We start from the raw sequence: 25,580 nt of genomic DNA, 5'->3' as shown, positions 1-25,580 counted from the left end.
CGGGCGGGGGCGCCACCGGCTCCCCCGCCCGTCATCGAGTGCTTAGTAGCACTCCTTGACACCCGTCGACAGCTTCATCGTCAGGCCGCTGAGCTTGAAGGTTCCGGCGGTGGTGGCCCACGCCGTCTGCTCCACGTCGGTCAGGGTCGCCTTGTCGGCCTGCTGGGCGAAGCCGTACGGGTTCGCCGTCTCGCCCTTCCGCATGGCCGGACCCTTGTTGGCGTCCTTGGCGGCCACACCGATGTCGATGTTCTCGAACGTCGCATCGGCGCGGAGGTCGGCCACGTCGATGTAGAGGTTCTTCGCCTCCACCGGCGTGGCGCCCTGACCCGCACGCAGGATCAGGCTGACGTTCCCGAGCACCGGAATGTTCGGGGTGACGACCGACTGGCACAGGTTCTTGATCGTCGCCGACCTGAACGACGAGACCGCGACCGGGTGGACGGCCTTCTTGCCGTCCATCGTGTATCCCTCGTCGAGGGCGCCGTACTGCGAGAAGCCCGTACCGACGAGCTCGTCGGTCGTGACCTTGAACGACTGCCCGGAGACACTGAACGACGCGGCGAGAGCGCCCTGCGCGAGGGCGACACCTATCGCAGCCGTGGCGGCGACGCTGGGCACCATGACCACAGCGAACCGCTTCCATCTGGTCCCGCCACGCACCTGGGACTCCATATTTCCTCCTTCTCGGACGTACATCTCCTGTCCTGACCAGCCTCGATTCGAGGCTCAGCCGGGCAGGGATGGGAGAAGTGCTACGTCCTCGGGAAGGAGAGCGCCTGCACTCGGCGGCGCAACTGCGCCCGAATCACCGGCGATCACCCCCGAGCGACAACCACTGGTCGCGCCTGACACGCATCACGCACAACCCTGCTGGACAGGCTTCACCGGAAGGGCGAAGACCCCCCTGTCCAAGAGCCGGCGCCACTGCCGCCGGCTCTGCTCGGTGGGGACCCAGGATGTCCCGCGACCCAACCGGCTGCCGGGGTACGGGATTGGACCGAGCGTGGCCGATCGTGGTGCATTCTCGCCGCCCGCACAAGGGGGTTCGTTACTCGCTAGTAACGGCCGGATAACCGAACAACGACCCATCGGTCTCGACCGGCGACACAGGGTGCTGCCGAACGGCCGTACAAAGCTGTTGATCGATGGACAGAATCTGACAGATCAACGCCCATGACTTACTCGCAGTAACAGCGGCCGCGATTGCCAAGATTTGGCAAAGCGCGGCCGCAGTCACCCCTTGTGGGCACAGTTTTCACGCGGGCATCACATGCCCGCGCGTTTAACGACTGGTCAGAACAGGGCGCGGGCCAGCGCCCTGCGCGCCGCGATCACACGGGGGTCGTCGGGCCCCACGACCTCGAACAGCTCCAGCAGCCGCATCCTTACGGTGTCCCGGTCGTCACCCACCGTGCGCTGCACGGTCTCGATGAGCCGGCCGAACGCGTCCTCCACATGGCCGCCCACCAGATCCAGGTCGGCGGCGGCGATCTGCGCCTGCACATCGGCCGGTTTGTCGGCCGCGTCCCGGCGCACCCGCTGCGGGTCGACGCCCTGCACCCGCTGGAGCAACTCCGCCTGTGCGAGGCCCAGTGTGGCTTCCTCGTTGCCCGGGTCCTCGGTCAGCACGTTCTTGTACGCCTGGACGGCACCGGACAGGTCGCCCGAGTCGAGCGCCTGCACGGCGGCCTCGAGGAGCCCGTCGTGCGGACCGGCCGGACGCTCGGGGGCCGACGGGGCACCGCCCGGCTCGGCCTCGGGGTCGACGCTGAGACCGGTCAGGCCGAAGCGCTGCTCACCGACCTGCACCAGCTGGTCGAGGGTCTGGCGGATCTGCGCCTCGCCCGCCGCTCCCTGGAAGAGCGGCAGCGCCTGACCCGCGACGACCGCGAACACCGCGGGGATTCCCTGGATGCCGAACTGCTGCATCAGCATCTGGTTGGCGTCGACGTCGATCTTGGCGAGCAGAATGCGGCCGTTGTACTCGACGGCCAGCCGCTCCAGCACCGGGCTGAGCTGCTTGCAGGGCTCACACCACTCGGCCCAGAAGTCGATGACGACCGGCACCTCGGCGGACCGCTGCAGGACCTCCCGCTCGAACCCCGCCTCATCGACGTCGATGACGAGGTCGGCCGGGGAGATCGCCCCCGTACCGCCCTCCCGGGCTGCTTGTGCGCGCGCCTGCTCCGCCTTCGCCTTGGCCTCCTGGGCCGCCTTCACCGCGGCGAGGTCGACGACTCCGCTCATGGACATGTTCCGTGGCTGCATGCGCCTATCCTCCCCCGTACTGCGCGCGCGTGTGAAAAACGGTGTGAACGCAAGGCCGGTCCGGTGCCTTTCGGCGCCGGGTCCCCACCCCACGCCGGGTGTGCCAAGGCCCGTGTACGTCCCTCACGGGCTTTCGCTACGAGTCGTAGCGTAATGCCCCTCCGCCCGCGCGGGACACCACCCCCCGGTGATCTCCCTCACGGCCGCGCGGGAACCGCCGGTTTATGGTCGGCAGATGCAGAGCCGCAGCCCAGCCAGCCGCACGGGGCGTCCGCGCAGCGCCACGGCGGACGCCGCGATCCTGGCCGCGACCCGCGAGGCTCTCGTGGAACTGGGCTGGTCCAAGCTCACCCTGGGAGACGTGGCGACGCGCGCCGGGGTTGCGAAGACCACGCTCTACCGTCGCTGGGCGGGCAAGAACGAACTGGTCGTCGACGCGGTGGCGGAACTCTTCGACGAGCTGCGACTCCCCGACCGCGGCTCCCTGGCCGCCGACATCGAGGGCGTGGTCCTCCAGTTCGCCGCGATCCTGGCGCTCCCGGAGGCGAGGAGCGGCCTGATGGCGGTGGTGGCGGAGGCCACCCGCGACGAGGCCCTGCGCGAACGCATCCGGGCCTCGGTCGTCGACCGCCAGAAACGCCTGGTCCTGGAGGGCCGCGCGCGGGCCCAGGAACGGGGCGAGCTCCCGCCGGAACCGGACCCCGCGTCGGCCGCCCGCACGGTGGACCTGATCTTCGACATCGTGGCGGGAGCGGTGGTCCACCGCACCCTGGTGAGCGCGGAACCGGCGGACGAGGAATGGGTCCGCGGCTTCACCAGGGTGCTGGTGCGAGGGCTGGGAAACTAGTGCCGCGGCCCGTCGTTCATCCCGGCGTCGCGACGCTCGGGTCGCCCCGTGGGAGGCGAGCCTCACAGCCGGCCCGATCCGGACGACAGGCCCCGGGTCAGAACCCGGCGGGCTCGGTGTAGACCCCCCACTCGTCCCGCAGCACTCCGCAGATCTCCCCGAGCGTGGCTTCCGCGCGCACCGCGTCCAGCATCGGCTCGATCATGTTGGCGCCGCCGCGGGCGGCGGCCAGCATGGCCTCCAGGGCGGTGCGCACCGCGGCCTCGTCACGGGCCGCCTTCCGCCCGCCCAGCGCCCGGACCTGCTCACGCTCCACCTCGTGGCTGACCCGCAGGATCTCCAGATCCCCGGTCACCGACCCGGTGTGGCAGTTGACGCCGACGACCCTCTTGTCGCCCTTCTCCAGCGCCTGCTGGTACCGGAACGCCGATTCGGCGATCTCCCCGGTGAACCAGCCGTCCTCGATCCCGCGCAGGATGCCGGAGGTGATCGGTCCGATGGGGTGCTTCCCGTCGGGGTGCGCCCGCAGTCCGCGCTCCTTGATCTGCTCGAAGATCTTCTCCGCGTCCGCCTCGATGCGGTCGGTCAATTGCTCGACGTACCAGGAGCCGCCCAGCGGGTCGGCCACGTTGGCCACGCCGGTCTCCTCCATCAGCACTTGCTGCGTGCGCAGCGCGATCTCCGCCGCCTGCTCGCTCGGCAGGGCGAGGGTCTCGTCGAGCGCGTTGGTGTGCAGCGAGTTCGTCCCGCCGAGCACGGCCGCCAGCGCCTCCACCGCCGTCCGTACGACGTTGTTGTACGGCTGCTGCGCGGTGAGGGAGACGCCCGCGGTCTGGGTGTGGAAGCGGAGCCACTGCGCCTTCTCGGACTTCGCGCCGTAGACGTCGCGCATCCAGCGGGCCCAGATGCGGCGGGCCGCGCGGAACTTGGCGATCTCCTCGAAGAAGTCGACGTGGGCGTCGAAGAAGAAGGACAGGCCGGGGGCGAAGACGTCCACGTCCAGTCCGCGCGAGAGGCCCAGCTCGACGTACCCGAAGCCGTCCGCCAGCGTGTACGCCAGCTCCTGTGCGGCCGTCGACCCGGCCTCGCGGATGTGGTAGCCGGAGACGGACAGCGGCTTGTAGTCGGGGATGCCGGCCGCGCAGTGCTCCATCAGGTCGCCGATGAGCCGCAGGTGCGGCTCGGGCTGGAACAGCCACTCCTTCTGGGCGATGTACTCCTTGAAGATGTCCGTCTGGAGCGTGCCGTTGAGCACGGACGGGTCGACGCCCTGCCGTTCGGCGGCGACCAGGTACATGCAGAAGACGGGGACGGCCGGGCCGCTGATGGTCATCGACGTCGTGACGTCGCCCAGCGGGATGTCCTTGAACAGGACCTCCATGTCGGCCGCCGAGTCGATGGCGACACCGCAGTGCCCGACCTCGCCCAGCGAGCGCGGGTCGTCGGAGTCGCAGCCCATGAGGGTCGGCATGTCGAAGGCGACCGAGAGCCCGCCTCCGCCGTTGCGCAGGATCATCTTGTAGCGCTCGTTGGTCTGCTCGGCGTTGCCGAACCCGGCGAACTGCCGGATGGTCCACGTCCGCCCTCGGTAGCCGGTCGCGTACAGGCCGCGGGTGAAGGGGTACTCCCCCGGCCAGCCGATCCGGTCGAACCCGTCGTAGGTGTCACCGGGCCGCGGCCCGTACACCGGCTCCACGGCGTCGCCGGAGAGCGTGGTGAAGTCGGCCTCGCGCTTACGCGCGGCGTCGTACCGGGCCTGCCAGCGGCGGCGGCCCTCCTCGATGGCGTCAGCGTCCATACTCCCGAATTTACTTGGACGTCCTAGTAAATGTCGATGGCTGACGGTCGTGACCCGGCGAACGGGTGAGACCGACCGCCACACGCGCGCGTACGGCGGTCGCTGCGCCCGCGCGCGGTTACGCCTCGGCGGGCGCGGGCGCGTCCTCGGTGATCCGGGACTCCAGCTCGTGGCTGATCCGGCGCTCCACGAAGAACGCGGCCGTCGGGATGGTTCCGGCGAGCAGCACCCACAGCTGCTTGCCCACCGGCCACTTCGCCTTGGAACCGAGGTCGAAGGCGAAGATCAGGTACACGACGTACAGCCAGCCGTGCGCGATGCTGACGACGCGCGTGAAATCGGCCGCGCCGTTCAGGTCGAGCACATACTTGCCGATCATGCCGAGGGTCAGCAGGACCAGCAGTACGCCGGTGACGTAGGCCATCACGCGATAGCGGGTCAGCACGCTCTTCTTCATGCCGTCGAGCGTAACGACCCGTTCCGGGAGATCCTGCCCCGGGTCACTCCTCCTCGAAGTCGCCCGCCGCCACGCGCAGCGGTCGCAGCATCGCGAAGATCTCCGCGCACTCCTCGGCGTCGTACACGCCGAGCCCGAAGTCCATCGCCATCAGGTCCCGGGTGGCCGCCTCGACGACCTCGCGGCCCTTGTCGGTGATGCTGGCGAGGGTGCCGCGGCCGTCGTTCGGATTGGGCCGCTTGGCGACCAGACCCGACCTGACCAGTCGGTCCACGGTGTTCGTCACGGACGTGGGATGCACCATGAGCCGCTCACCGATCTTGGACATCGGCAGCTCGCCGGACTTGGAGAAGGTGAGCAGCACCAGCGCCTCGTAGCGCGCGAACGTCAGCCCGTACGGCCTGACCACGGCGTCGACCTCGGCGAGGAGGATCTGCTGGGCACGCATGATCGAGGTGATCGCGGCCATCGAGGGCACGTTTCCCCACCGCTGCTTCCAGCGTTCGTCGGCGCGCGCGATCGGATCGAAGGAGAGACTGAGCGGCTTCGGCACGAACCCGACCCTACCGGCCGGTCACATGGTGGTCAGCCCTGTCTCGCCCTTCGGGCGTGCGGCGGTCCGCGTCGTCGACACCGCTCTCGGGGGCCTATTCGGCGAGGTGCCGCTCCACCGTCTCCACCTTGGACGTGAGGCCGTCCGTCACACCGGGGCGGATGTCCGCCTTGAGGACCAGGGAGACCCGAGGGGCACGCCGCTCGACCGCGGCGACCGCGCGGCGGACGACGTCCATGACCTCGTCCCACTCTCCTTCCACGGAGGTGAACATCGCGTCGGTCCGGTTCGGCAGCCCCGACTCGCGCACCACCCGCACGGCGTCGGCGACGTACTCCCCCACGTCCTCGCCGACCCCGAGCGGCGTCACGGAGAAGGCGACGATCACGCCTTCACCACGCCTTCCTCGCGGGCACGGGACGCGATGACCGCGTCGTCGGCCTCACGCCGCAGCCTGCGCTCGGCGAAGAACCCGCCGGCGGGCAGCACCGAGAGGACGAAGTACAGCGCGGCGGTCTTCAGCGACCACTTCGCGCGGTTCCACGCGTCGGCCCAGAAGATCACGTACAGGATGAACAGCACCCCGTGCACCATGCCCATCACCGGCACGGCGTTGAAGTCCGTGGTCCGCTTCAGGACCGAGCAGACCAGCAGGAGGAGGAACGAGATCGCCTCCGGGGCCGAGACCAGGCGGAGGCGGCGGATGGCGGTGGCGGTCTTGAGGTCCACGGGTCACCTTCGGTGGGAGAGAAACGGGTTTGTGAACGCACGCACAAGCGTCCCGCCCATTGTGGCAAACCCCTAGGGGTCCCGGACCCCTAGGGGTGCGCTCAGGGACGTTCTCCGCCCACGGGCCCTGTCCGCGGGGCCCGGCCTGCGGATACCGTCCCCTCGTGGCGATGTTCCGACTTCAGAGCAGCAAGGTGCTCGCCGTCGACATGACCGGGGATGCCGTGAAGGCGAAGAACGGCTCGATGGTCGCGTACGACGGGGAGATGGCTTTCAAGAAGCTCAGCGGCGGCGGCGAGGGCATCCGGGGCATGGTGACCCGGCGGCTGACCGGTGAGCAGATGACGTTGATGGAGGTGAAGGGGCACGGGACCTGCTGGTTCGCGGACCGCGCCTCCGAGATCAACCTGGTCGGCGTCCGGGGCGACAAGCTCTACGTCGAGTCGAGCAACCTGCTCGCGACCGACGGCGGGCTGCGCACGGGCACGGAGTTCACCGGTCTGCGCGGCGCCTCGCAGGGCAACGGGCTGTTCACGACGACCGTCGAGGGCCACGGCCAGGCGGCGATCATGTCGGACGGCCCGGCGGTGGTGCTGCGGGTGAGCGCGCAGTACCCGCTGACCGTCGACCCGGGGGCGTACGTGGCGCACCAGGGGAATCTGCGGCAGTCCTTCCAGTCCGGCGTGACGTTCCGCACACTGCTCGGCGAGGGCGGCGGCGAGGCCTTCCAGATGCGGTTCGAGGGGGACGGTCTGGTGTACGTGCAGCCGAGCGAGCGGAACACGATCGCGGGAGACGTGTGATGGCCTTCCGGGAGATCAACGGCAGGATGATCGAGGCGACGGTCACACCGGGGCAACGGCTGTTCAGTCAGCGCGGCGCGATGCTCGCATACAAGGGCGAGGTGTCCTTCACGCCCAACACGGCGGGCGGCCAGGGCGGGATCATGTCGATGATCGGCCGCCGCGTCGCCGACGAGGACACCCCCCTGATGACCGTCGAGGGCAGTGGCACGGTCCTCTTCGGGCACGGCGGGCACCACGTGCAGGTGATCCGGCTCACCGGCGACACGCTCTACGTCGAGGCGGACCGCCTCCTGGCCTTCGAGGGTTCGCTCCAGCAGGGCACGATGTTCCTGGGCTCACAGGGCGGCGTCATGGGCATGGTGCGCGGCCAGGTCAGCGGCCAGGGGCTCTTCACGACGACGCTGAAGGGGCACGGGGCCGTCGCGGTGATGGCCCACGGCGGCGTCATCGAGATCCCGATCAGCCCGCAGCGGCCGGTCCATGTGGACCCGCAGGCCTACGTCGCCCACCACGGCGACGTCCGCAACAGGCTGTCCACGGCCCTGGGCTGGCGGGACATGGTGGGCCGCGGCTCGGGCGAGGCGTTCCAGCTGGAGCTCAGCGGCAGCGGTGCGGTGTACGTCCAGGCGTCGGAGGAGAAGCTGTGAGCACGTACGGAAGCCCCGGCGCCGGCCCCGTGGTCTTCGACCCGGCGACGCTGCCGCCCGACGACAACGTCAACGCGTACACCTTCTGCGTGGAGCTCAAGGGGAGCCAGTGGTTCCTGCAGAAGGGGAAGATGATCGCCTACTACGGCTCGATCGACTTCAACGGTGTCGGACACGGCCGTCTGGACCGTCTCGTCCGCACGTCCTTCCATTCGCCACTGCACGCGAGCGACTGGGTCGTGGCGGAGGGCTCGGGCAAGATGCTCCTCGCCGACCGGGCCTTCGACGTCAATTCGTACGACCTCGAAGAGGGCAACCTGACCATTCGCTCGGGCAACCTCCTCGCTTTTCAGCCAACTCTGTCACTGAAGCAATCAATCGTGCCGGGTTTTCTGACCCTCATCGGAACCGGAAAGTTCGTGGCCGCTTCGAACGGCCCGGTGGTGTTCATGGAGCCCCCGATCCGGGTCGACCCTCAGGCCCTGGTCGGCTGGGCCGACTGCCCCTCCCCGTGCCACCACTACGACCACGGATACATGACCGGCGTCATGGGCGGTCTACGTGCACTGACGGGCCTCGGCGGGGCATCCGGCGAGGAGCACCAGTTCGAGTTCGTCGGCGCCGGGACGGTGCTGCTCCAGTCGTCGGAGACCCTGATGGCCGAGCACGCCACCGGGGCCGTTCCGCACCAGGCGGGCGTGCCCGGCGGCGGGGCGCACAGCCCTCAGGCCGGGCAGTCCGGGGTACCGCGTCTTCCCGGACAGCTCGGGGACCTCCAGCGTCGCTTCGGGCTGTGAGCGGTAGTCTGCGGAGTGTGACATCGAACGCCTGCGCACTACTGTTCGCCCAGGTGTACGCGGTCACACGCCACCCCTCACTAGTTCGCCTTTCAACCTTTTAGGTAGACTTCATTCATGGAGACCGAGACGGCCACCCGCTGGCTGACCGATGCGGAGCAGTGCGCCTGGCGCACCCACCTGGAGGTCAACAGGCTGTTGACGTACCAGCTCGAGAAGGACCTGCAGCCGTTCGGCCTGACAATGAACGACTACGAGATCCTGGTGAATCTCTCCGAGTCCGAGGACCACAGGATGCGGATGAGCGACCTCGCCTCCGCCACCCTCCAGTCCAAGAGCCGCCTTTCACACCAGATCACGCGTATGGAGAACGCGAACCTGGTCCGGCGGGAGAACTGCGAGTCGGACCGCCGGGGGCTCTACGCGGTCCTGACCGACCACGGCATGGCGACGATGCAGAAGGTCGCGCCCCAGCATGTGGCGTCCGTGCGCAGGCACTTCATCGACCTGCTGTCCCCCGAGGCCCTGACCGAACTCGACAAGTCCCTCAAGCCCATCGCGGAGCACCTGCGCGGGCAGCGCGGGCGCCCGTGACCGCGGCGCCCGGCTAGGCGAGCGGCAGGCGGAGTTCGAACAGGGCTCCGCCTGCCGGCCCCCGTCCGGCGGTGAGCGTGCCGCCGTGCCGCACGGCGACGTCCCGGGCGATGGCGAGCCCCAGCCCAGCCCCGCCGTCGTCGCGGCTGCGGGCGTCGTCCAGGCGCACGAACCGCTCGAAGATCCTCTCCCGGTCGCCCTCGGGCACCCCGTCGCCGTCGTCCGCCACCCCGACCACGGCCCGGTCCCCCGCGCGCCGCACGCTCACGGTGACGGCCGACCGGGCATGCCGCTCGGCGTTGTCGAGCAGATTGGCGAGCACCCGCCCCAACTGCCCGCGTGACCCGGACACCTCCACCGGCTCCGCGTCCACGGTGACACCCGGCCGCCCCTCGGCCGCCTCCCGGGCGAGCCCGGCGAGGTCCACCTTCGTGTCGCCCCGCCGCTCCCCCGCGTCCAGCCGGGCGAGCAGCAGCAGGTCGGCCGCCAGCCGCTGGAGCCGGACGGTGTCCTCCACGGCCCCGTCGAGGTCCAGCAGCTCGGGGTGCGCGGCGGCCACCTCCAGTTGCGTCCGCAGCGAGGCGATCGGGCTGCGCAGCTCGTGGGAGGCGTCGGCGACGAAGCGCCGCTGCCGCTCCACGGACGTCTCCAGTGCCGCGAGCGTCTCGTTGGTCGTGCTGGCGAGCCGGGCGATCTCGTCGTGCGTGTCCGGCTCGGGAACGCGCCGCGCGAGGTCCTCGGACCGGGTGATCGCGGCCATCTCACGCCGGATCCCCTCCACGGGCCGCAGGGCCCGCCGGGTGACCAGCCAGGTCACGCCCGCGACGACACCGAGGAGCAGGGGGAATCCGATCAGCATCACCGTCAGCGCGGTCCGCACGGCCCCGTGCTCGGCGGCCAGCGGGGAACCGGCGTAGACCGTGAGCTGCCCCCGGTCGTGGGTCTCCACCTCGACGGCGGCGAACCGGTAGTCCTGCGCCTCCCCGTCGATCGTCGCGGACCCGTTGCTGAAGACGGTCTCCCCGGAGATCTCACCCGGTTCGAGGGCCTCGCCGACGTCCTCCGCGTCGTCATCGTCGTCGTCCCCGGAAGGCTTCGCCGCCGGCTGCGGCTTCACCCGGCCGGTGTCCGTCCCGCTGATCCGCTGCAGATCCTCACTGGCCGCGACCAGCCGCCGGTGCTCGTCCAGGACCTGCACCGGCCCGTCGTCGCCGTCCAGGCCCGAGAGCTTGTCGTACGGCGTCCCGGCGGCGAGCTCGGAGGCGACCGCCCGGGCGGAGCGCTCCGCCTGTGTACCGGCCTCGCCGATCAGGTTCGAGCGCAGGGACAGCAGCACGGCGGCCCCGGCCGCGACGAGCGCCACCGCGACCACGAGCGTCGCCCCCAGCGTGGCCCGCGCCCGCACGGACCCGAACAGCCGCCTCACGGCGACGTCTCCAGCCGGTACCCGGCCCCGCGCACGGTCCGGATCAGCCCCGCGCGCAGCTTCCGCCGCAGCGTGCTGACGTACACCTCGACGATGTTCGGATCACCCTCGAACGCGAAGTCCCAGACGTGCTCCAGGATCTCGGACTTGGACACGACCTCGCCGGCCCGCAGCACGAGCTGCTCCAGCACGGAGAACTCCTTGGCGGTGAGGGCGATCTCGTCCTCGCCCAGAAACACCCGCCGGGCCGCGGTGTCCACCTTCAGGTCGCCGTGCACATGCACCGGGGAGGCCCCCGCGCCCTGTCCGCGCCGCCGCAGCAGCGCCTTGATCCGGGCGACGAGCACGACGTACGAGAACGGCTTGGTCAGATAGTCGTCCGCGCCGGTGTCCAGCCCTTCGGCCTCGTCGTACTCGCCGTCCTTGGCCGTCAGCATCAGGATCGGCACGTCGTGCCCGGCGGCGCGCAGGGCGGCGCAGACCCGGTAGCCGTTGAGGCCGGGCAGCATGATGTCGAGGACGACCAGGTCGTACGCCCCCTCAGAGGCCCGGTGCAGGCCCTCCCGTCCGTCGTGGACGACGTCCACGGCGTACCCCTCGGCCGTCAGGCCCCTGGCCAGCGACAGGGCCAGCCGCTTCTCGTCCTCCACGATCAACAGGCGCATGCGTAAAGAGTGGCAAAAGCAACCTGAAGATCCCTTCAGGGGGCTTCAGCTTCCTCTCAGCCTCGATCCGCCAGAGTCGAAGACATCGAAAACCAAACGACTCGGGAGGAACCCGCATGAAGCGCAACATCGTGATCGCCGCTGTGACCGCCGCCGCGCTGATCGGAGGCGGTACGGCCACGGCTCTCGCGACCAGCGGTGACGACGGAGGGTCGGCGCGGCAGGCGGCCGACACCCGGCCGCAGAACGACGACGTGCGGGACGACGGCGACGACGCCCGGGCGGCTTCTTCGAAGGTCACCGCGTCCGAGGCGATCGCCTCCGCGCTGAAGCACACCGCGGGCACGGCCGTCTCCGCCGAGCTGGACGACGAGGACGACAGCGACAAGGTGGTCTGGCAGATCGACGTCCTGTCGGGCGACAGCACCTGGCACAGCGTGAGCGTCGACCCGGCCGACGGCAGGGTCCTCGGCGCGCACGCCGACGACGAGGACGACACGGCGCAGGTGCGTGCGGCCCTGAAGGGCTCCTCCGTGACGGCGGAAGAGGCCGCGAAGGCCGCCGCCGGCAAGGGCGTGGTGACGTCCGTCGACCTCGACGAGGACGGCAAGGGCAAGTCCTGGGAGGCCGAGACGCACAAGTCCGGCGGCGCCGAGCAGGACTGGAAGGTCGACCTCAAGACGGGCAAGGTCACGGCGGACCGCGCGGACGACCAGGACGACGACCAGGACTGACCGTTGATTCCGACCGCCCGGCGTCCGAGCTGACGCCGGGCGTCAAGCAGCCCGGCGGAGCGGGGTGCCGCCGAGACATCGAGCAGCCACGAGCCTTCGTGAGGCACAGGCCCGCCCCCCGGACGTGCACCCGCGTACGGCGAGAAGGGGCCGTGGTCGGGGGGTGTCCGCCCGCAGCGGTTGGCGCGTCAACGCCAGTCGGTCGGCGTGAGACCCCATCGCTCCGTTCCGAGGACGGACACCCCCCGGCGCGGCCCCGACCCACCGCCCGGCGTCAGGCGAAGACGCGCACCCCCACCGAAGCAGCCACAAGCCGCCGCAGGCACCGCCGCACCCCGCCGCACCCCCGCTCAGCCCTCCGTCAACCCCGTCACCAGCTCATCAGCCGCCCGGTACGGATCCAGTTCCCCGGACACGATCCGTTCGGCGAGCGCCCCGAGGCGGCGGTCTCCGTGCAGGTCGCCGATCCGCTCGCGCAACGCCGTCACCGCGATCGTCTCGACCTCCCGGGACGCCCGGGACAGACGCCGCTCCGCGAGGACGCCCCGCTCCTCCATCCAGGCACGGTGCTTCTCCAGCGCCTCGACGACCTCGTCGGTGCCCTCACCCCGCGCGGCCACCGTCTTCACGATCGGCGGACGCCAGTCGCCCGGCCCCCGGGCCTCTCCCAGCCCCAGCATGTGGTTCAGCTCGCGGGCCGTCGCGTCCGCCCCGTCCCGGTCGGCCTTGTTCACGACGTACACGTCGCCGATCTCCAGGATCCCGGCCTTGGCCGCCTGGATCCCGTCGCCCATCCCCGGCGCGAGCAGCACGACCGAGGTGTCCGCCTGCGAGGCGATCTCCACCTCCGACTGCCCCACACCCACCGTCTCGACGAGGATCACGTCGCAGCCGGCCGCGTCCAGGACCCGGATCGCCTGGGGGGCGGACCAGGCCAGCCCGCCCAGATGCCCGCGCGTGGCCATCGAGCGGATGTACACGCCCGGGTCGGACGCGTGCTCCGACATCCGCACCCGGTCCCCGAGCAGCGCACCGCCCGAGAACGGGGACGACGGGTCGACGGCGAGCACGCCGACCCGCTTGTCCTGCTTGCGGTAGGCGCTGACCAGCGCCGAGGTCGACGTCGACTTGCCGACGCCCGGCGACCCGGTCAGCCCCACCACGTACGCGCCGCCGGTCAGGGGCGCGAGCGCCTCCATGACCTCCCGCAGCTGCGGGGACGCCCCCTCCACCAGGGAGATCAGCCGGGCCACGGCCCGGGGCCGCCCTTCCCTGGCCTGGGCCACCAGCGTGGAGACGTCCTGCATCACAGCTCCGTTCAGATCAGGGACGTACCGGAAATCAGGCCTTGGGCACGCGCACGATGAGCGCGTCGCCCTGCCCGCCGCCACCGCACAGCGCGGCCGCGCCCACGCCGCCGCCGCGCCGCTTCAGCTCCAGCGCGAGATGCAGCACGAGACGCGCGCCGGACATCCCGATCGGGTGACCCAGGGCAATGGCACCACCGTTGACATTCACCTTTTCGGTGGACACGCCGAGGTCCTTCATGGACTGCACGGCGACGGCCGCGAACGCCTCGTTGATCTCGATGAGGTCGAGGTCCGAGACCTCCAGGCCCTCCTTCTTCAGCGCGTGCAGGATCGCGTTGGACGGCTGCGACTGGAGCGAGTTGTCCGGCCCGGCCACGTTGCCGTGCGCCCCGATCTCGGCGATCCACTCCAGGCCGAGCTCCTGGGCCTTGGCCTTGCTCATCACCACGACGGCGGCGGCGCCGTCGGAGATCTGCGAGGCGGAACCGGCGGTGATCGTGCCGTCCTTGGCGAAGGCCGGACGCAGCTTGCCCAGGGACTCGGCGGTGGTGTCGCCGCGGATGCCCTCGTCCTTGCTGAAGAGCACCGGGTCGCCCTTGCGCTGCGGGATCTCCACGGGCGTGATCTCGGCCTCGAACAGGCCGTTCTTCTGCGCGGCGGCGGCCCGCTGGTGCGACAGGGCGGCGATCTCGTCCTGCTCGGGCCGCGCGATGCCGAGGCGGGTGTTGTGCTTCTCGGTCGACTCGCCCATGGCGACGCCGTCGAAGGAGTCGGTCAGACCGTCGAGGGCCATGGCGTCGAGCATCTGGACGGCGCCGTACTTGTAACCCTCACGGGACTTCGGCAGCAGGTGCGGGGCGTTGGTCATGGACTCCTGACCACCGGCGACGACCACGTCGAACTCACCCGCACGGATGAGCTGGTCCGCGAGCGCGATGGCGTCGAGGCCCGACAGGCACACCTTGTTGATGGTCAGCGCCGGCACGTTCATCGGGATGCCGGCCTTGACGGCGGCCTGGCGGGCCGGGATCTGACCCGCTCCGGCCTGGAGCACCTGGCCCATGATCACGTACTGCACCTGGTCGCCGCCGATCCCCGCACGGTCGAGGGCGGCCTTGATCGCGAAGCCGCCGAGGTCGGCTCCGGAGAAGGACTTCAGCGATCCGAGCAACCGCCCCATGGGCGTACGCGCCCCCGAGACGATCACCGAACTGGTCGTGGCAGAAGACATGAGCTGCGATCCCCTTACCGGCTGCACAGCCGAGGAGTGAACGAGGGTTTACTTCGAATGTACTGACCGGTACTCCACCCCGTCATCGGGCTGTCGGTGTGATCGCGCGCACGTTGCGTAACCACCGTCGGAGCGCTGCACTGAATCCATGCTGACGCGAATCGACCACATCGGAATCGCCTGTTTCGACCTCGACAAGACCGTCGAGTTCTACCGTGCCACCTACGGCTTCGAGGTGTATCACTCCGAGGTCAACGAGGAGCAGGGCGTGCGGGAGGCCATGCTCAAGATCAACGAGACGTCCGACGGCGGCGCCACCTACCTGCAGCTCCTGGAGCCCACCCGAGAGGACTCCACCGTCGCGAAGTGGCTCGCCAAGAACGGCGAGGGCGTCCACCACATCGCTTTCGGTACGGCGGACGTCGACGGGGACGCCGATGAGATCAAGGGCAAGGGCGTACGCGTGCTGTACGAAGAGCCGCGACGCGGTTCCATGGGGTCACGGATCACCTTCCTGCACCCCAAGGACTGTCATGGCGTACTGACAGAACTGGTCACTTCGGCGCCTGTTGAGTCACCTGAGCACTGACCCTCGTACAAAGGGGCCGGTAGGGTTGGGGGCGGTCGCCGCTCAACCAGGGTGACCGCGGTCCCGCCGTGCGACGGCAGGACCACCGGGGTCCGGGTTTCGGGGGACGAGCGTCGGGGCAGCAGCCTGCGCTCCGCCGATGATCTGACACCATTCCCCGGGGGCCCCGTCCGGCGGATGGACGGAGCTCGTTCGGAAAGAGTTGCGACCAGGGGACGGATGGGACCGCGCAGTGCGGGGCTACGAGAGCCAGGAGCGAGAGCCGGCGGCTGACGTCGACCACCTCTCTCGGTTCGAAGCCGAGATGAAGCGGCTGAAGACCGAGCGGGAAAAGGCGATCCAGCACGCCGAGGACCTCGGCTACCAGGTCGAGGTGCTGCGCGCCAAGCTGCACGAGGCGCGGCGCACCATCATGTCCCGGCCCTCCTTCGAGGGGGGCGACATCGGCTGGCAGGCCGAGCAGTTGCTGCGCAACGCGCAGATGCAGGCCGAGCAGATCCGCGCGGACGCCGACCGCGAGCTGAGCGAGGCCCGGGCGCAGACGCAGCGGATCCTCCAGGAGCACGCCGAGCAGGCGGCCCGGCTCCAGGCCGAGCTGCACCAGGAGGCGGTGACCCGCCGCCAGCAGCTGGACCAGGAGCTGGCCGAACGCCGCCAGACGGTCGAGTCGCACGTCAACGAGAACGTGGCGTGGGCCGAGCAGCTGCGGGCCCGCACCGAGCAGCAGGCCCGCCGGCTGCTGGAGGAGTCCCGGGCCGAGGCCGAGCAGGCCCTGGCCACCGCCCGCGCGGAGGCCGAGCGGCTGGCGACCGAGGCGCGGCAGCGGCTGACGAACGCGGCCGAGGAGGCCCGAGCCGAGGCCGAGCAGATCCTGCGCCGCGCCCGTACGGACGCCGAGCGCCTGCTCAACGCCGCCTCCACGCAGGCGCAGGAGGCCACCGACCACGCGGAGCAGCTGCGTACGTCCACCGTCTCGGAGTCGGAGTCGGCGCGCCGCGAGGCCCAGGAGCTGAGCCGGGCCGCCGAGCAGCGGATGGCCGAGGCCGAGGAGGCGCTGCGCAAGGCGCAGACCGAGTCGGAGAAGCTGCTCTCCGAGGCCAAGGAAGCCGCCGCCAAGGCGCTGTCGAGCGCCGAGTCCGCGAACGAGACCCGTACGCGCACCGCCAAGGAGCAGGTCGCCCGGCTGGTCGAGGAGGCCACCAAGGAGGCCGAGAACACCAAGTCCGAGGCCGAGCAGCTGGTCGCCGACGCCCGCGCCGAGGCCGAGGAGATCGTCGCGGAGGCCTCCGAGAAGGCCCGCACGCTCACCGCCGAGGAGACCGCGACCCAGCTGTCGAAGGCGGCCAGGACCGCCGAGGAGGTCCTCAACAAGGCGTCGGAGGACGCCAAGAAGACCACGAAGGCCGCGGCCGAGGAGGCCGAGCGGATCCGCTCGGAGGCCGAGGCGGAGGCGGACCGGCTGCGGGCCGAGGCGCACGACATCGCCGAGCAGCTCAAGGGCGCGGCGAAGGACGACACCAAGGAGTACCGCGCCAAGACGGTCGAGCTGCAGGAGGAGGCCCGCCGGCTGCGCGGCGAGGCCGAGCAGCTGCGGGCGGACGCGGTCGACGAGGGCGAGAAGATCCGCGCCGAGGCCCGCAAGGAGGCCGTGGCGCAGATCGAGGAGGCGGCGAAGTCCGCCGAGGAGCTGCTCGCCAAAGCCAAGGCGGACGCGGACGAGCTGCGGACGACGGCCCAGGCGGACAGCGAGAAGGTCCGCACCGAGGCCATCGAGCGGGCGACGACGCTGCGCCGGCAGGCCGAGGAGACGCTCCAGCGCACCCGGCAGGAGGCCGAGCGGCACCGCGAGGAGGTCGTCGAGCAGGCCGAGGCGCTCAAGCAGGACGCCGAGCGCGCGGCGCGGGAGCTGCACGAGGAGACCGAGCGGGCCCTGGAGGCCCGTCGCACCGAGGCCGCCGAGGAGCTGACGCGGCTCCAGACGGAGGCCGAGGAGCGGCTGACGGCCGCCGAGCAGGCGCTGTCGGACGCCCGTGAGGAGGCCACGCGGATCCGCCGCGAGGCCGCCGAGGAGAACGAGCGGCTGCGGGCCGAGGCCGCCGAGCGGATCCGTACGCTCCGGCAGCAGGCCGAGACGGAGGCCGAACGGCTGCGCGACGAGGCCGCGTCGGACGCGTCCGCGGCGCGGGCCGAGGGCGAGGCCGTCGCCGTACGGCTGCGCTCGGAGGCGGCGAACGAGGCCGAGCGGCTGAAGTCGGAGGCGCAGGAGAGCGCCGACCGCATGCGCGCGGAGGCGCAGGCCGCCGCCGAGCGGCTCGCCGCGGAGGCGTCCGAGACGCTGGCCGCCGCCCAGGAGGAGGCCAACCGGCGCCGCCGCGAGGCCGAGGAACTCCTCGGCAGCGCCCGCCAGGAGGCCGACCAGGAGCGTGAGCGGGCCCGCGAGCAGAGCGAGGAGCTGCTGGCCTCGGCGCGCAAGCGCGTGGAGGACGCACAGACCGAGGCCGTACGGCTGGTCGAGGAGGCCGACCGTCGCGCCACGGAGATGGTGTCGGCGGCCGAGCAGCACGCCCAGCAGGTCCGGGACTCCGTCGCGGGGCTGCACGAGCAGGCCCAGGAGGAGATCACCGGTCTGCGTTCCGCCGCCGAGCACGCGGCGGACCGTACGCGCCGCGAGGCCCAGGAGGAGGCGGACCGGGTCCGCTCCGACGCCTACGCCGAGCGGGAGCGGGCGAGCGAGGACGCGGGCCGGCTGCGGCGCGAGGCGCACGAGGAGTCCGAGGCCGCCAAGGCGCTCGCCGAGCGGACGATGTCCGAGGCGATGGCGGAGGCGGAGCGGATCCGCACGGACGTCGCCGAGCACGCCCAGCGGGTGCGCACGGAGGCGTCGGACGCGATCGCCGAGGCCGAGCAGAGCGCCTCGCGCACCAGGGCGGACGCCCGGGAGGACGCCAACCGCATCCGGTCGGACGCGGCGACGCAGGCGGACACCCTCATCACCGAGGCGCGCAACGAGGCGGAGCGGCTCACGACGGAGACGATCCAGGAGACGGACCGGCTCCGGATGGACACGGTCGCCGAGGCCGAGCGGGTCCGTACGGAGGCGATCTCCGAGGCCGAGCGCGTCCGCTCCGAGGCGGCCACCGAGGCCGAGCGGGTGCGGGCGGAGTCGGTCGCCCAGGCCGAGCAGCTGGTCGGGGAGGCCACCGGCGAGGCGGAGCGGCTGCGGGCCGAGGCCGCCGAGACGGTCGGTTCGGCGCAGCAACACGCGGAGCGGATCCGCAACGAGGCCCAGCGCGTCAAGTCGGAGGCGGAGGCCGAGGCGGAGCGGCTGGTCAGCACGGCGCGCGAGGAGGCCGACCGCACACTGGACGAGGCCCGCAAGGACGCCAACAAGCGGCGTTCCGAGGCGGCCGAGCAGGTCGACACGCTCATCACGGAGACCACGGCCGAGGCGGACAAGCTGCTGACCGAGGCGCAGCAGCAGGCGCACAAGACCACGGCGGAGGCCGAGTCGCAGGCCGACACGATGGTGGGCGCGGCCCGCACCGAGGCCGACCGGCTGGTGTCCGAGGCGACGGTCGAGGGCAACCTGCTGGTGGAGAAGGCCCGTACGGACGCGGACGAGTTGCTGGTCGGCGCGCGCCGGGACGCCACGCAGATAAGGGAGCGCGCCGAGGAGCTGCGCGACCGCATCACCTCGGAGATCGAGGAGCTGCACGAGCGGGCCCGTCGCGAGTCGGCCGAGACGATGAAGTCGGCGGGCGACCGGTGCGACGCGCTCGTCAAGGCGGCCGAGGAGCAGCTGGCGAAGGCGCAGGCCAAGGCCAAGGAGATCGTCTCGGAGGCGAACTCCGAGGCGGGCAAGGTCCGTATCGCCGCGGTGAAGAAGGCGGAGGGGCTGCTCAAGGAGGCCGAGCAGAAGAAGTCCACGCTGGTCCGGGAGGCCGAGGAGCTCAAGGCCGAGGCGATCCGCGAGGCCAAGCGCACGGTCGAGGAGGGCAAGCGCGAGCTGGAGGTCCTGGTCCGCCGCCGTGAGGACATCAACGCCGAGATCTCCCGTGTCCAGGACGTCCTGGAGGCGTTGGAATCCTTCGAGGCCCCCTCCTCGGGCAAGGACGGCGGAGTCAAGGCCGGCGCGACGGTCGGCGCACCCCGTTCGGGTGGCAAGTCTTCGGATAGCTAGCCAAACGGGGCGAATCCGGTGTGTGCTGGGGCCTTTGACCAAGTCTTTGGCAAGCAGTCCGGGGGTTAGCCACCCAAAAGGGGTGTCATTTTCCAGATCAAACGCGCATCCGCTCGATGACACACCGTTTCGGCCCCTAGGATTCCACCTATCACCTCACCGGTCTCATTCGACAGGAACCCCATGAGCGACACTTCCCCCTACGGCTTCGAGCTTGTGCGGCGTGGGTACGACCGCGCTCAGGTGGACGAACGTATCTCCAAGCTCGTCTCCGACCGTGACAGCGCTCTCGCCCGCATCACCGCTCTGGAAAAGCGCATCGAGGAGCTCCACCTCGAAACGCAGAACGCCCAGGCCCAGATCACCGACGCCGAGCCGTCGTACGCGGGTCTCGGTGCGCGCGTGGAGAAGATCCTCCGCCTCGCCGAGGAGGAGGCGAAGGACCTGCGCGAGGAGGCCCGGCGCGCCGCCGAGCAGCACCGCGAACTCGCCGAGTCGGCGGCCCAGCAGGTGCGCAACGACGCCGAGTCGTACTCCGCGGAGCGCAAGGCGAAGGCCGAGGACGAGGGCCTGCGGATCGTCGAGAAGGCCAAGAGCGACGCCTCCCAGCTGCGTTCCGAGGCGCAGAAGGACGCGCAGTCCAAGCGTGAGGAGGCGGACGCCCTCTTCGAGGAGACCCGCGCGAAGGCCGCTCAGGCCGCCGCCGACTTCGAGACGAACCTCGCCAAGCGCCGCGAGCAGTCCGAGCGCGACCTGGCCTCCCGTCAGGCCAAGGCCGAGAAGCGCCTCGCCGAGATCGAGCACCGCGCCGAGCAGCTGCGTCTGGAGGCCGAGAAGCTGCGCACGGACGCCGAGCGCCGCGCCCGTCAGACGGTGGAGACGGCTCAGCGCCAGGCCGAGGACATCGTGGCCGACGCCAACGCCAAGGCCGACCGTATCCGTTCGGAATCCGAGCGCGAGCTGGCCGCCCTCACCAACCGCCGCGACAGCATCAACGCCCAGCTGACGAACGTCCGCGAGATGCTCGCGACGCTCACGGGCGCCGCGGTGGCCGCCGCCGGTACGCCGGCCGAGGACGAGCCGATCTCCCGTGGGGTTCCGGCGCAGCAGTCCCGGTAACAGCCCGGCATACGGAGTCTGAACCTCCGCAAAGCCCTCTGCCGCTCGGGTGGCAGAGGGCTTTGTGACGCTCTAGCGTGGCGGCATGATTGAGTTGGAGGGGCTGACCAAGCGGTACGGCGAGAAGGTGGCGGTCAACAACCTGTCCTTCACCGTGAGACCGGGGATCGTCACCGGCTTCCTCGGGCCCAACGGGGCGGGCAAGTCGACGACCATGCGGATGGTCCTCGGTCTCGACCACCCGACCGCCGGCGACGTCCGTATCGACGGCAAGCACTACCACCAGCTCAAGGACCCCCTCACCTACATCGGCGCCCTGCTGGAGGCCAAGGCCTGGCACGGCGGGCGCACCGCCTACAACCATCTGCTGTGCCTCGCGCAGAGCAACGGCATTCCGAGCAGTCGGGTGCGGGACGTGCTGGAGACCGTCGGGCTGACGTCGGTCGCCAAGAAGAAGACCAAGGGCTTCTCGATGGGCATGGGGCAGCGGCTCGGCATCGCGGCCGCGCTCCTCGGCGATCCGCGGATCCTGATGTTCGACGAGCCGGTCAACGGCCTGGACCCCGAGGGCATCCACTGGGTCCGCACCCTGATGAAGTCGCTCGCCGCACAGGGCCGGACCGTGTTCGTCTCCTCCCACCTGATGAGTGAGATGGCACTGACGGCCGATCACCTCGTCGTCATCGGTCAGGGCCGGCTGCTCGCGGACACCTCCATGGCGGACTTCATCGACCGCAACTCGCGGTCGTACGTCCGAGTCCGCAGTCCGCAGCGGGAGCGGCTGCTCGATGTGCTGCACCAGGCGGGAATCGTGGCCGTGGAGAGCGGCGAGGGAGTGCTGGAGGTGGACGGCGGCAAGGCGGAGCAGATCGGTGAGGTGGCGGCGCAGCATCGGATCACGCTGCACGAACTGAGCCCGCAACAGGCGTCCCTGGAGGAGGCGTTCATGCGGCTGACGGCGGAGTCGGTGGAGTATCACGCGCACAGCGAAACCGGCGGGGCGAGCCCCGAGCCACCGCGGCAGCAGTGGGGCGACGGCTGGAAGAGGGGCTGAACATGGCGACGGCACAGGTCGTACGGTCGGAGTGGACCAAGATCCGGTCGGTGGCGTCCACGGTGTGGACGCTCTCGCTGGTGGTGGTCGTGACGATCGCCCTCGGCATGCTGATCTCGGCACTGTCGAAGAACGAGTTCGACTCGATGAACGCGCGGGACCGGGCGGAGTTCGACCCGACGTTCATCAGTTTCGCGGGGATGAGTCTCGGCCAGCTTGCGATGATCGTCTTCGGTGTGCTGGTCGTGTCGAACGAGTACAGCACCGGAATGATCCGCACCTCGCTGGCCGCGGTGCCGCGACGCGGCTCCTTCCTGTTCAGCAAGATCGCGGTCGCGTCGGCGCTCGCCCTGCTGGTCGGCCTCGTCACCAGCTTCGCCGCCTTCTTTCTGGGCCAGGCGATGCTGGGCTCGCACCGGGCGGAGATCGGCGACCCGGGGGTGCTGCGGGCGGTGATCGGTGGCGGCCTCTACATGGCGCTGATCGCCATGTTCTCCATGGGTGTCGCCGCGATGCTGCGCTCGCCGATGCTGTCGCTGGGCATCCTGATGCCGTTCTTCTTCCTGATCTCCAGCATCCTGGGCAACGTCGACGCGACGAAGAAGGTCGGCCAATTCCTTCCGGACCAGGCCGGCAGCAAGATCATGCAGGTGGTCACGCCGATCGACGACGACACCCCGTACGGGCCCTGGGGAGGCCTCGGGATCATGGGTCTGTGGGTGCTCGCGGCACTCATCGGCGGCTACGTGCTGCTGAGGAAGCGCGACGCCTAGGCCTGGGACGTGTTCTCGCGCGGGTCCCGTCCTCCGCCCGGAGGGCGGGACCCGCGGCGTCACGGGGGTGTTCCGGAGCTTGGGGAGACCGTGCCGGGTGTCGAGGGCAGGCGGAAATTGTCCGGACATGACCCGGGCGGACAGGCTTGGCCCGGTCTTTTACCTCCTCTTGGGCGGAACCGTCAGCGCCTCGATATCCTCCTAACCCTTACGGGGGCGTGTGCCCCGCTGTCCTGAACCTTGCGATGGGTGCGGAGCATGATCGAAGCAGTCGGCCTGACGAAGCGCTACGGCGACAAGACCGCTGTGTACAACCTTTCCTTCCAGGTGCGGCCCGGAGCCGTCACCGGCTTCCTCGGGCCGAACGGCTCGGGCAAGTCGACGACGATGCGGATGATCCTCGGCCTGGACAACCCGACGGCCGGGCATGTGACGATCGGCGGCTACCCGTACCGCAGGCTGCCCAACGCCGCCCGCCAGGTCGGCGCGCTGCTGGACGCCAAGGCGGTGCACGGAGGCAGGTCCGCCCGTAACCATCTGCTGTCCCTGGCCCAGCTGTCGGGCATCCCGGCCCGGCGGGTGGACGAGGTGCTCGGGGTCGTCGGTCTGCAGGACGTGGCCAGGAAGCGGTCCAAGGGTTTCTCCCTCGGCATGGGGCAGCGGCTCGGCATCGCCGCGGCACTGCTCGGCGACCCCCAGGTGCTGCTGTTCGACGAGCCGGTCAACGGCCTCGACCCCGAGGGCATCCTCTGGGTCCGCAATCTGATGAAGGCCCTGGCGGCGGAGGGCCGCACGGTCTTCGTCTCCTCCCACCTGATGAGCGAGATGGCGCTGACCGCCGACCACCTCATCGTCATCGGGCGCGGTCAGTTGCTCGCGGACATGAGTGTGACCGCCTTCATCTCGGCGAACTCCGCGGACTTCGCGCGGGTGCGGACGCCCGACACCGAGCCGCAGCAGCGCGAGAAGCTGTCGGCCGCGCTGACCGAGTCGGGCGGGCACGTGATGCCCGAGCAGGACGGCGCTCTGCGCGTGACGGGACTGGCCCTGCCGCGCATCAGCGACATCGCGCACGACCACGACGTACGGCTGTGGGAGCTGTCGCCGCACCAGGCTTCCCTGGAAGAGGCGTACATGCGGATGACGCAGGGCGCCGTCGACTACCGCTCGACGATCGACCAGAAGGAAGGGCTCCAGCAGCCGCTGCCGCCCGGCGCGCAGCCGCCGATGCCGGTGCCCGGACAGGGCCAGGCGGGTTGGTACGCCCCGCCGCCGCCCCAGCAGGGCGGCCGGCCGTTCGCGCCGCCGCAGGGTGCACCGGGCCAGGCCCCGACGGGCCCGTACGGCGCCCCGGGGATGCCCCAGGTCCCGAGCGCCCCCGGCGCCGCTCCGAGCGCCCCCGGCGCGGGAACACCCAACCCGTACGCCCAGCCCGCGCCTGAGGCGCCTCAGGCACCGCAGAGCGCCCCGCAGGCCGCCGCGAGCCAGGCGGCCACCGCCGGGTCCCCGTCCACGCCGCAGGGCTCGGCCCCGTCCGCGCCGCAGGTGCCCGCCGCCCCGCCGGCCACCTCGGCACCCGCGCGGCCCGCCGCCGCCCCGACCTCCGACCTGACCAAGCCCGAGGACGCCCGATGAGCAGCCCCCAGTCCCAGATGCCGCAGGCCGCGCCCGCCTGGCAGCCGGCGCCCGGTTCCGCCCCCCACCCCGGCCAGGGCTACACCTCGCCCATCCCGGTCGTGCGCACCCACCTGGGGAACGCCATCGCCTCCGAGTGGACGAAGATCAGGTCGGTGCGCTCCACGATGTGGACGCTCGGCGTGTTCGTCCTGCTCGTCGTCGGCATCGGTCTGCTGACCGGCGCGGTGGTGGCGAACTCCGACCCGGCTCTGGACGGCCAGAGCCCGCTCGGACTGGGCTTCTTCGGACTCCTGCTCGGCAGTATGTGCATCATCACGCTGGGTGTGCTGACCACGGCCTCGGAGTACGGCACCGGCATGATCCGCACCACGATGGTCGCCTGCCCGAGCCGCGGCCGGGTGCTGGCGGCGAAGGCAGTGGTGTTCTTCCTGGTCGCTTTCGTGGTGACACTCGTGTCCGCGTCGCTCGTGGCCTTCCTGCACGTGGCCATGCTGGATGGCGAAGGAGCCAAGTCCCCCTCCGGCGGTGAGTGGATGAAGGGCACGGTCGGCATCGCGCTCTACATCGCGCTGCTGGGCCTGCTCTCGCTGCTCATCGGCTCGATCATCCGGCACTCGGCGGGCGCCATCACCATCATGATCGGTGCCGTGCTGGCCCCGCTGGTGATCGCGCTGTTCATGTTCTCGGAATCACTGCAGAAGGTGCGCGACGCCCTGTTCGAGTACTCGATCCCGAACCAGCTGAGCGTCTTCTACGCCAACTCCCTGAGCGAGTCGGGCCCTTCCGGCTGGGACCCGCTGTGGATCATCCTCGGCGTCACGGCCGTGGCGTTCGCGGGCGCCTTCGCCCTGCTGGAGAAGCGGGACGTCTGAGTTCCGTCAGAACCTCGGCGCGTTACGGGACCGCCGCACCCCGGGGGTGCGGCGGTCCCGCGCGTTCCAGCAGGCCTTGTGCCAGTGCCGTCTGTCGTCGACGCCCGTGTGCTCCGACCAGGCCACCACGTGCGGCACCCCGTCCGGGATCATCTGGTCGCAGCCGGGACAGCGGTACGTCTTGCCCTGCGCGCTCGCGCCGGCCACGTGCCGCACACTCCAGTTCTCGCCCTGCCAGTTCTCCGAGGACTGCCAGCCGCCGTAGCGGCCCGGACGGTCGTCCTCGGCGCTCCGGCCGAACGAAGCGGCGTCCTTGGGTCGGTTGCGACGCGGGGACACGGGACACCTCTCGGGGCTATACAGGAAACAGGGGCCGCGCCCAGCCTACGCGGAGCGCACGAGGGTACCCGTACGGCACCAATACGCCACAAGTCCCTCGCGGACGGGGCGGGCCGCCCCTCCGGCTGCCCTCCCCCGGACTCCCGGCGGA

At 70.7% G+C, this 25,580-nt stretch carries 25 protein-coding genes; 13 read left to right on the top strand and 12 right to left on the bottom strand.

All coding sequences use genetic code 11. From position 1 onward, the window contains the following. Positions 1-42 precede the first annotated feature (42 nt). Both QNO09_RS24805 and QNO09_RS24800 read right to left on the bottom strand, forming a co-directional pair. The gene (locus QNO09_RS24805) at positions 43-675 is read right to left on the bottom strand and encodes a DUF6230 family protein (protein WP_283972444.1); all 633 of its coding nucleotides are present in this window, start codon (positions 673-675) and stop codon (positions 43-45) included. 621 nt (positions 676-1,296) lie between these two features. Further along, complete coding sequence (locus tag QNO09_RS24800; RefSeq protein WP_283972443.1) at positions 1,297-2,271, bottom strand: tetratricopeptide repeat protein; 975 nt, start codon at positions 2,269-2,271, stop codon at positions 1,297-1,299. A gap of 235 nt (positions 2,272-2,506) precedes the next feature. On the opposite strand from QNO09_RS24800, the gene QNO09_RS24795 reads away from it, so the two are divergent. Next, a complete protein-coding gene (locus QNO09_RS24795) occupies positions 2,507-3,118 on the top strand; it encodes a TetR/AcrR family transcriptional regulator (RefSeq protein ID WP_283972442.1) in 612 nt (203 codons plus the stop codon). Positions 3,119-3,215: 97 nt separating this feature from the next. On the opposite strand, the gene icmA is transcribed toward QNO09_RS24795, so the two are convergent. The 5 genes from icmA to QNO09_RS24770 form a co-directional block, all read right to left on the bottom strand. Further along, positions 3,216-4,916, bottom strand: a complete 1,701-nt coding sequence (gene icmA, locus QNO09_RS24790) for a coenzyme B12-dependent isobutyryl-CoA mutase large subunit (protein WP_283972441.1) — start codon at positions 4,914-4,916, stop codon at positions 3,216-3,218. Between the two features lie 118 nt (positions 4,917-5,034). Beyond that, positions 5,035-5,373 (bottom strand): DUF3817 domain-containing protein, encoded by a 339-nt coding sequence (locus tag QNO09_RS24785; RefSeq protein ID WP_283972440.1) that lies wholly within the window; start codon positions 5,371-5,373, stop codon positions 5,035-5,037. A gap of 43 nt (positions 5,374-5,416) precedes the next feature. Continuing rightward, positions 5,417-5,926, bottom strand: coding sequence for a MarR family winged helix-turn-helix transcriptional regulator (locus tag QNO09_RS24780; protein WP_283972439.1), 510 nt, complete (start codon positions 5,924-5,926; stop codon positions 5,417-5,419). Between the two features lie 94 nt (positions 5,927-6,020). Next, a complete protein-coding gene (locus QNO09_RS24775; RefSeq protein ID WP_030854324.1) occupies positions 6,021-6,314 on the bottom strand; it encodes an MTH1187 family thiamine-binding protein in 294 nt (97 codons plus the stop codon). Continuing rightward, positions 6,311-6,655, bottom strand: a complete 345-nt coding sequence (locus QNO09_RS24770; RefSeq protein ID WP_283972438.1) for a DUF3817 domain-containing protein — start codon at positions 6,653-6,655, stop codon at positions 6,311-6,313. Before QNO09_RS24770 ends, QNO09_RS24775 begins: the two co-directional genes overlap by 4 nt. A 170-nt stretch (positions 6,656-6,825) precedes the next feature. Here QNO09_RS24770 and QNO09_RS24765 point away from each other — a divergent pair, with 170 nt between their 5' ends. From QNO09_RS24765 to QNO09_RS24750, 4 genes are all read left to right on the top strand, one after another. Further along, a complete protein-coding gene (locus QNO09_RS24765; RefSeq protein WP_283972475.1) occupies positions 6,826-7,458 on the top strand; it encodes an AIM24 family protein in 633 nt (210 codons plus the stop codon). Further along, positions 7,458-8,108, top strand: a complete 651-nt coding sequence (locus tag QNO09_RS24760) for an AIM24 family protein (RefSeq protein ID WP_283972437.1) — start codon at positions 7,458-7,460, stop codon at positions 8,106-8,108. The genes QNO09_RS24765 and QNO09_RS24760 overlap by 1 nt, the downstream gene beginning before the upstream one ends. After that, positions 8,105-8,905: an AIM24 family protein gene (locus tag QNO09_RS24755; RefSeq protein ID WP_283972436.1), complete on the top strand. Its 801-nt coding sequence runs from the start codon at positions 8,105-8,107 to the stop codon at positions 8,903-8,905. Before QNO09_RS24760 ends, QNO09_RS24755 begins: the two co-directional genes overlap by 4 nt. Before the next feature lie 117 nt (positions 8,906-9,022). After that, positions 9,023-9,499 carry a MarR family winged helix-turn-helix transcriptional regulator gene (locus QNO09_RS24750; protein WP_283972435.1) on the top strand — a complete coding sequence of 159 codons (477 nt, stop codon included), beginning with the start codon at positions 9,023-9,025 and terminating at the stop codon, positions 9,497-9,499. 13 nt (positions 9,500-9,512) lie between these two features. Here the strand turns inward: QNO09_RS24750 and QNO09_RS24745 are convergent, their stop codons facing one another. Both QNO09_RS24745 and QNO09_RS24740 read right to left on the bottom strand, forming a co-directional pair. Continuing rightward, positions 9,513-10,925, bottom strand: a complete 1,413-nt coding sequence (locus QNO09_RS24745; protein WP_283972434.1) for a sensor histidine kinase — start codon at positions 10,923-10,925, stop codon at positions 9,513-9,515. Beyond that, the gene (locus QNO09_RS24740; RefSeq protein WP_283972433.1) at positions 10,922-11,590 is read right to left on the bottom strand and encodes a response regulator transcription factor; all 669 of its coding nucleotides are present in this window, start codon (positions 11,588-11,590) and stop codon (positions 10,922-10,924) included. Before QNO09_RS24740 ends, QNO09_RS24745 begins: the two co-directional genes overlap by 4 nt. A 116-nt stretch (positions 11,591-11,706) precedes the next feature. Here QNO09_RS24740 and QNO09_RS24735 point away from each other — a divergent pair, with 116 nt between their 5' ends. Continuing rightward, entirely contained in the window at positions 11,707-12,324 is a 618-nt protein-coding gene (locus tag QNO09_RS24735; RefSeq protein WP_283972432.1) for a PepSY domain-containing protein, read from the top strand. 350 nt (positions 12,325-12,674) lie between these two features. On the opposite strand, the gene meaB is transcribed toward QNO09_RS24735, so the two are convergent. Both meaB and QNO09_RS24725 read right to left on the bottom strand, forming a co-directional pair. Then, positions 12,675-13,631 carry a methylmalonyl Co-A mutase-associated GTPase MeaB gene (gene meaB / locus QNO09_RS24730; RefSeq protein ID WP_283972431.1) on the bottom strand — a complete coding sequence of 319 codons (957 nt, stop codon included), beginning with the start codon at positions 13,629-13,631 and terminating at the stop codon, positions 12,675-12,677. A gap of 34 nt (positions 13,632-13,665) precedes the next feature. Then, positions 13,666-14,865, bottom strand: coding sequence for an acetyl-CoA C-acetyltransferase (locus QNO09_RS24725; protein ID WP_283972430.1), 1,200 nt, complete (start codon positions 14,863-14,865; stop codon positions 13,666-13,668). A 148-nt stretch (positions 14,866-15,013) separates the two neighbouring features. Between QNO09_RS24725 and mce the strand changes: the two genes are divergently transcribed. The 7 genes from mce to QNO09_RS24690 all read left to right on the top strand — a co-directional run bounded on the left by mce (position 15,014) and on the right by QNO09_RS24690 (position 25,090). Continuing rightward, positions 15,014-15,454 carry a methylmalonyl-CoA epimerase gene (gene mce, locus QNO09_RS24720; protein ID WP_283972429.1) on the top strand — a complete coding sequence of 147 codons (441 nt, stop codon included), beginning with the start codon at positions 15,014-15,016 and terminating at the stop codon, positions 15,452-15,454. A 232-nt stretch (positions 15,455-15,686) separates the two neighbouring features. Then, positions 15,687-19,634 (top strand): polarized growth protein Scy, encoded by a 3,948-nt coding sequence (gene scy, locus QNO09_RS24715; protein WP_283972428.1) that lies wholly within the window; start codon positions 15,687-15,689, stop codon positions 19,632-19,634. Between the two features lie 183 nt (positions 19,635-19,817). Continuing rightward, the gene (locus QNO09_RS24710) at positions 19,818-20,753 is read left to right on the top strand and encodes a coiled-coil domain-containing protein (protein ID WP_031140747.1); all 936 of its coding nucleotides are present in this window, start codon (positions 19,818-19,820) and stop codon (positions 20,751-20,753) included. An 85-nt stretch (positions 20,754-20,838) separates the two neighbouring features. Then, positions 20,839-21,807, top strand: coding sequence for an ABC transporter ATP-binding protein (locus QNO09_RS24705; protein WP_283972427.1), 969 nt, complete (start codon positions 20,839-20,841; stop codon positions 21,805-21,807). Between the two features lie 2 nt (positions 21,808-21,809). Then, complete coding sequence (locus QNO09_RS24700) at positions 21,810-22,580, top strand: ABC transporter permease (RefSeq protein WP_283972426.1); 771 nt, start codon at positions 21,810-21,812, stop codon at positions 22,578-22,580. 258 nt (positions 22,581-22,838) lie between these two features. After that, positions 22,839-24,215 (top strand): ABC transporter ATP-binding protein, encoded by a 1,377-nt coding sequence (locus QNO09_RS24695; RefSeq protein WP_283972425.1) that lies wholly within the window; start codon positions 22,839-22,841, stop codon positions 24,213-24,215. Then, the gene (locus QNO09_RS24690; protein ID WP_283972424.1) at positions 24,212-25,090 is read left to right on the top strand and encodes an ABC transporter permease subunit; all 879 of its coding nucleotides are present in this window, start codon (positions 24,212-24,214) and stop codon (positions 25,088-25,090) included. Before QNO09_RS24695 ends, QNO09_RS24690 begins: the two co-directional genes overlap by 4 nt. 6 nt (positions 25,091-25,096) lie before the next feature. Here the strand turns inward: QNO09_RS24690 and QNO09_RS24685 are convergent, their stop codons facing one another. Further along, positions 25,097-25,429, bottom strand: a complete 333-nt coding sequence (locus QNO09_RS24685; protein ID WP_283972423.1) for an Rv1322 family protein — start codon at positions 25,427-25,429, stop codon at positions 25,097-25,099. Positions 25,430-25,580 lie beyond the last annotated feature (151 nt).

Origin of the sequence: Streptomyces sp. 378, assembly GCF_030124145.1 — a bacterium.
Lineage (GTDB): Bacteria > Actinomycetota > Actinomycetes > Streptomycetales > Streptomycetaceae > Streptomyces.
This window is presented reverse-complemented; position numbering and strand designations above follow the sequence as displayed.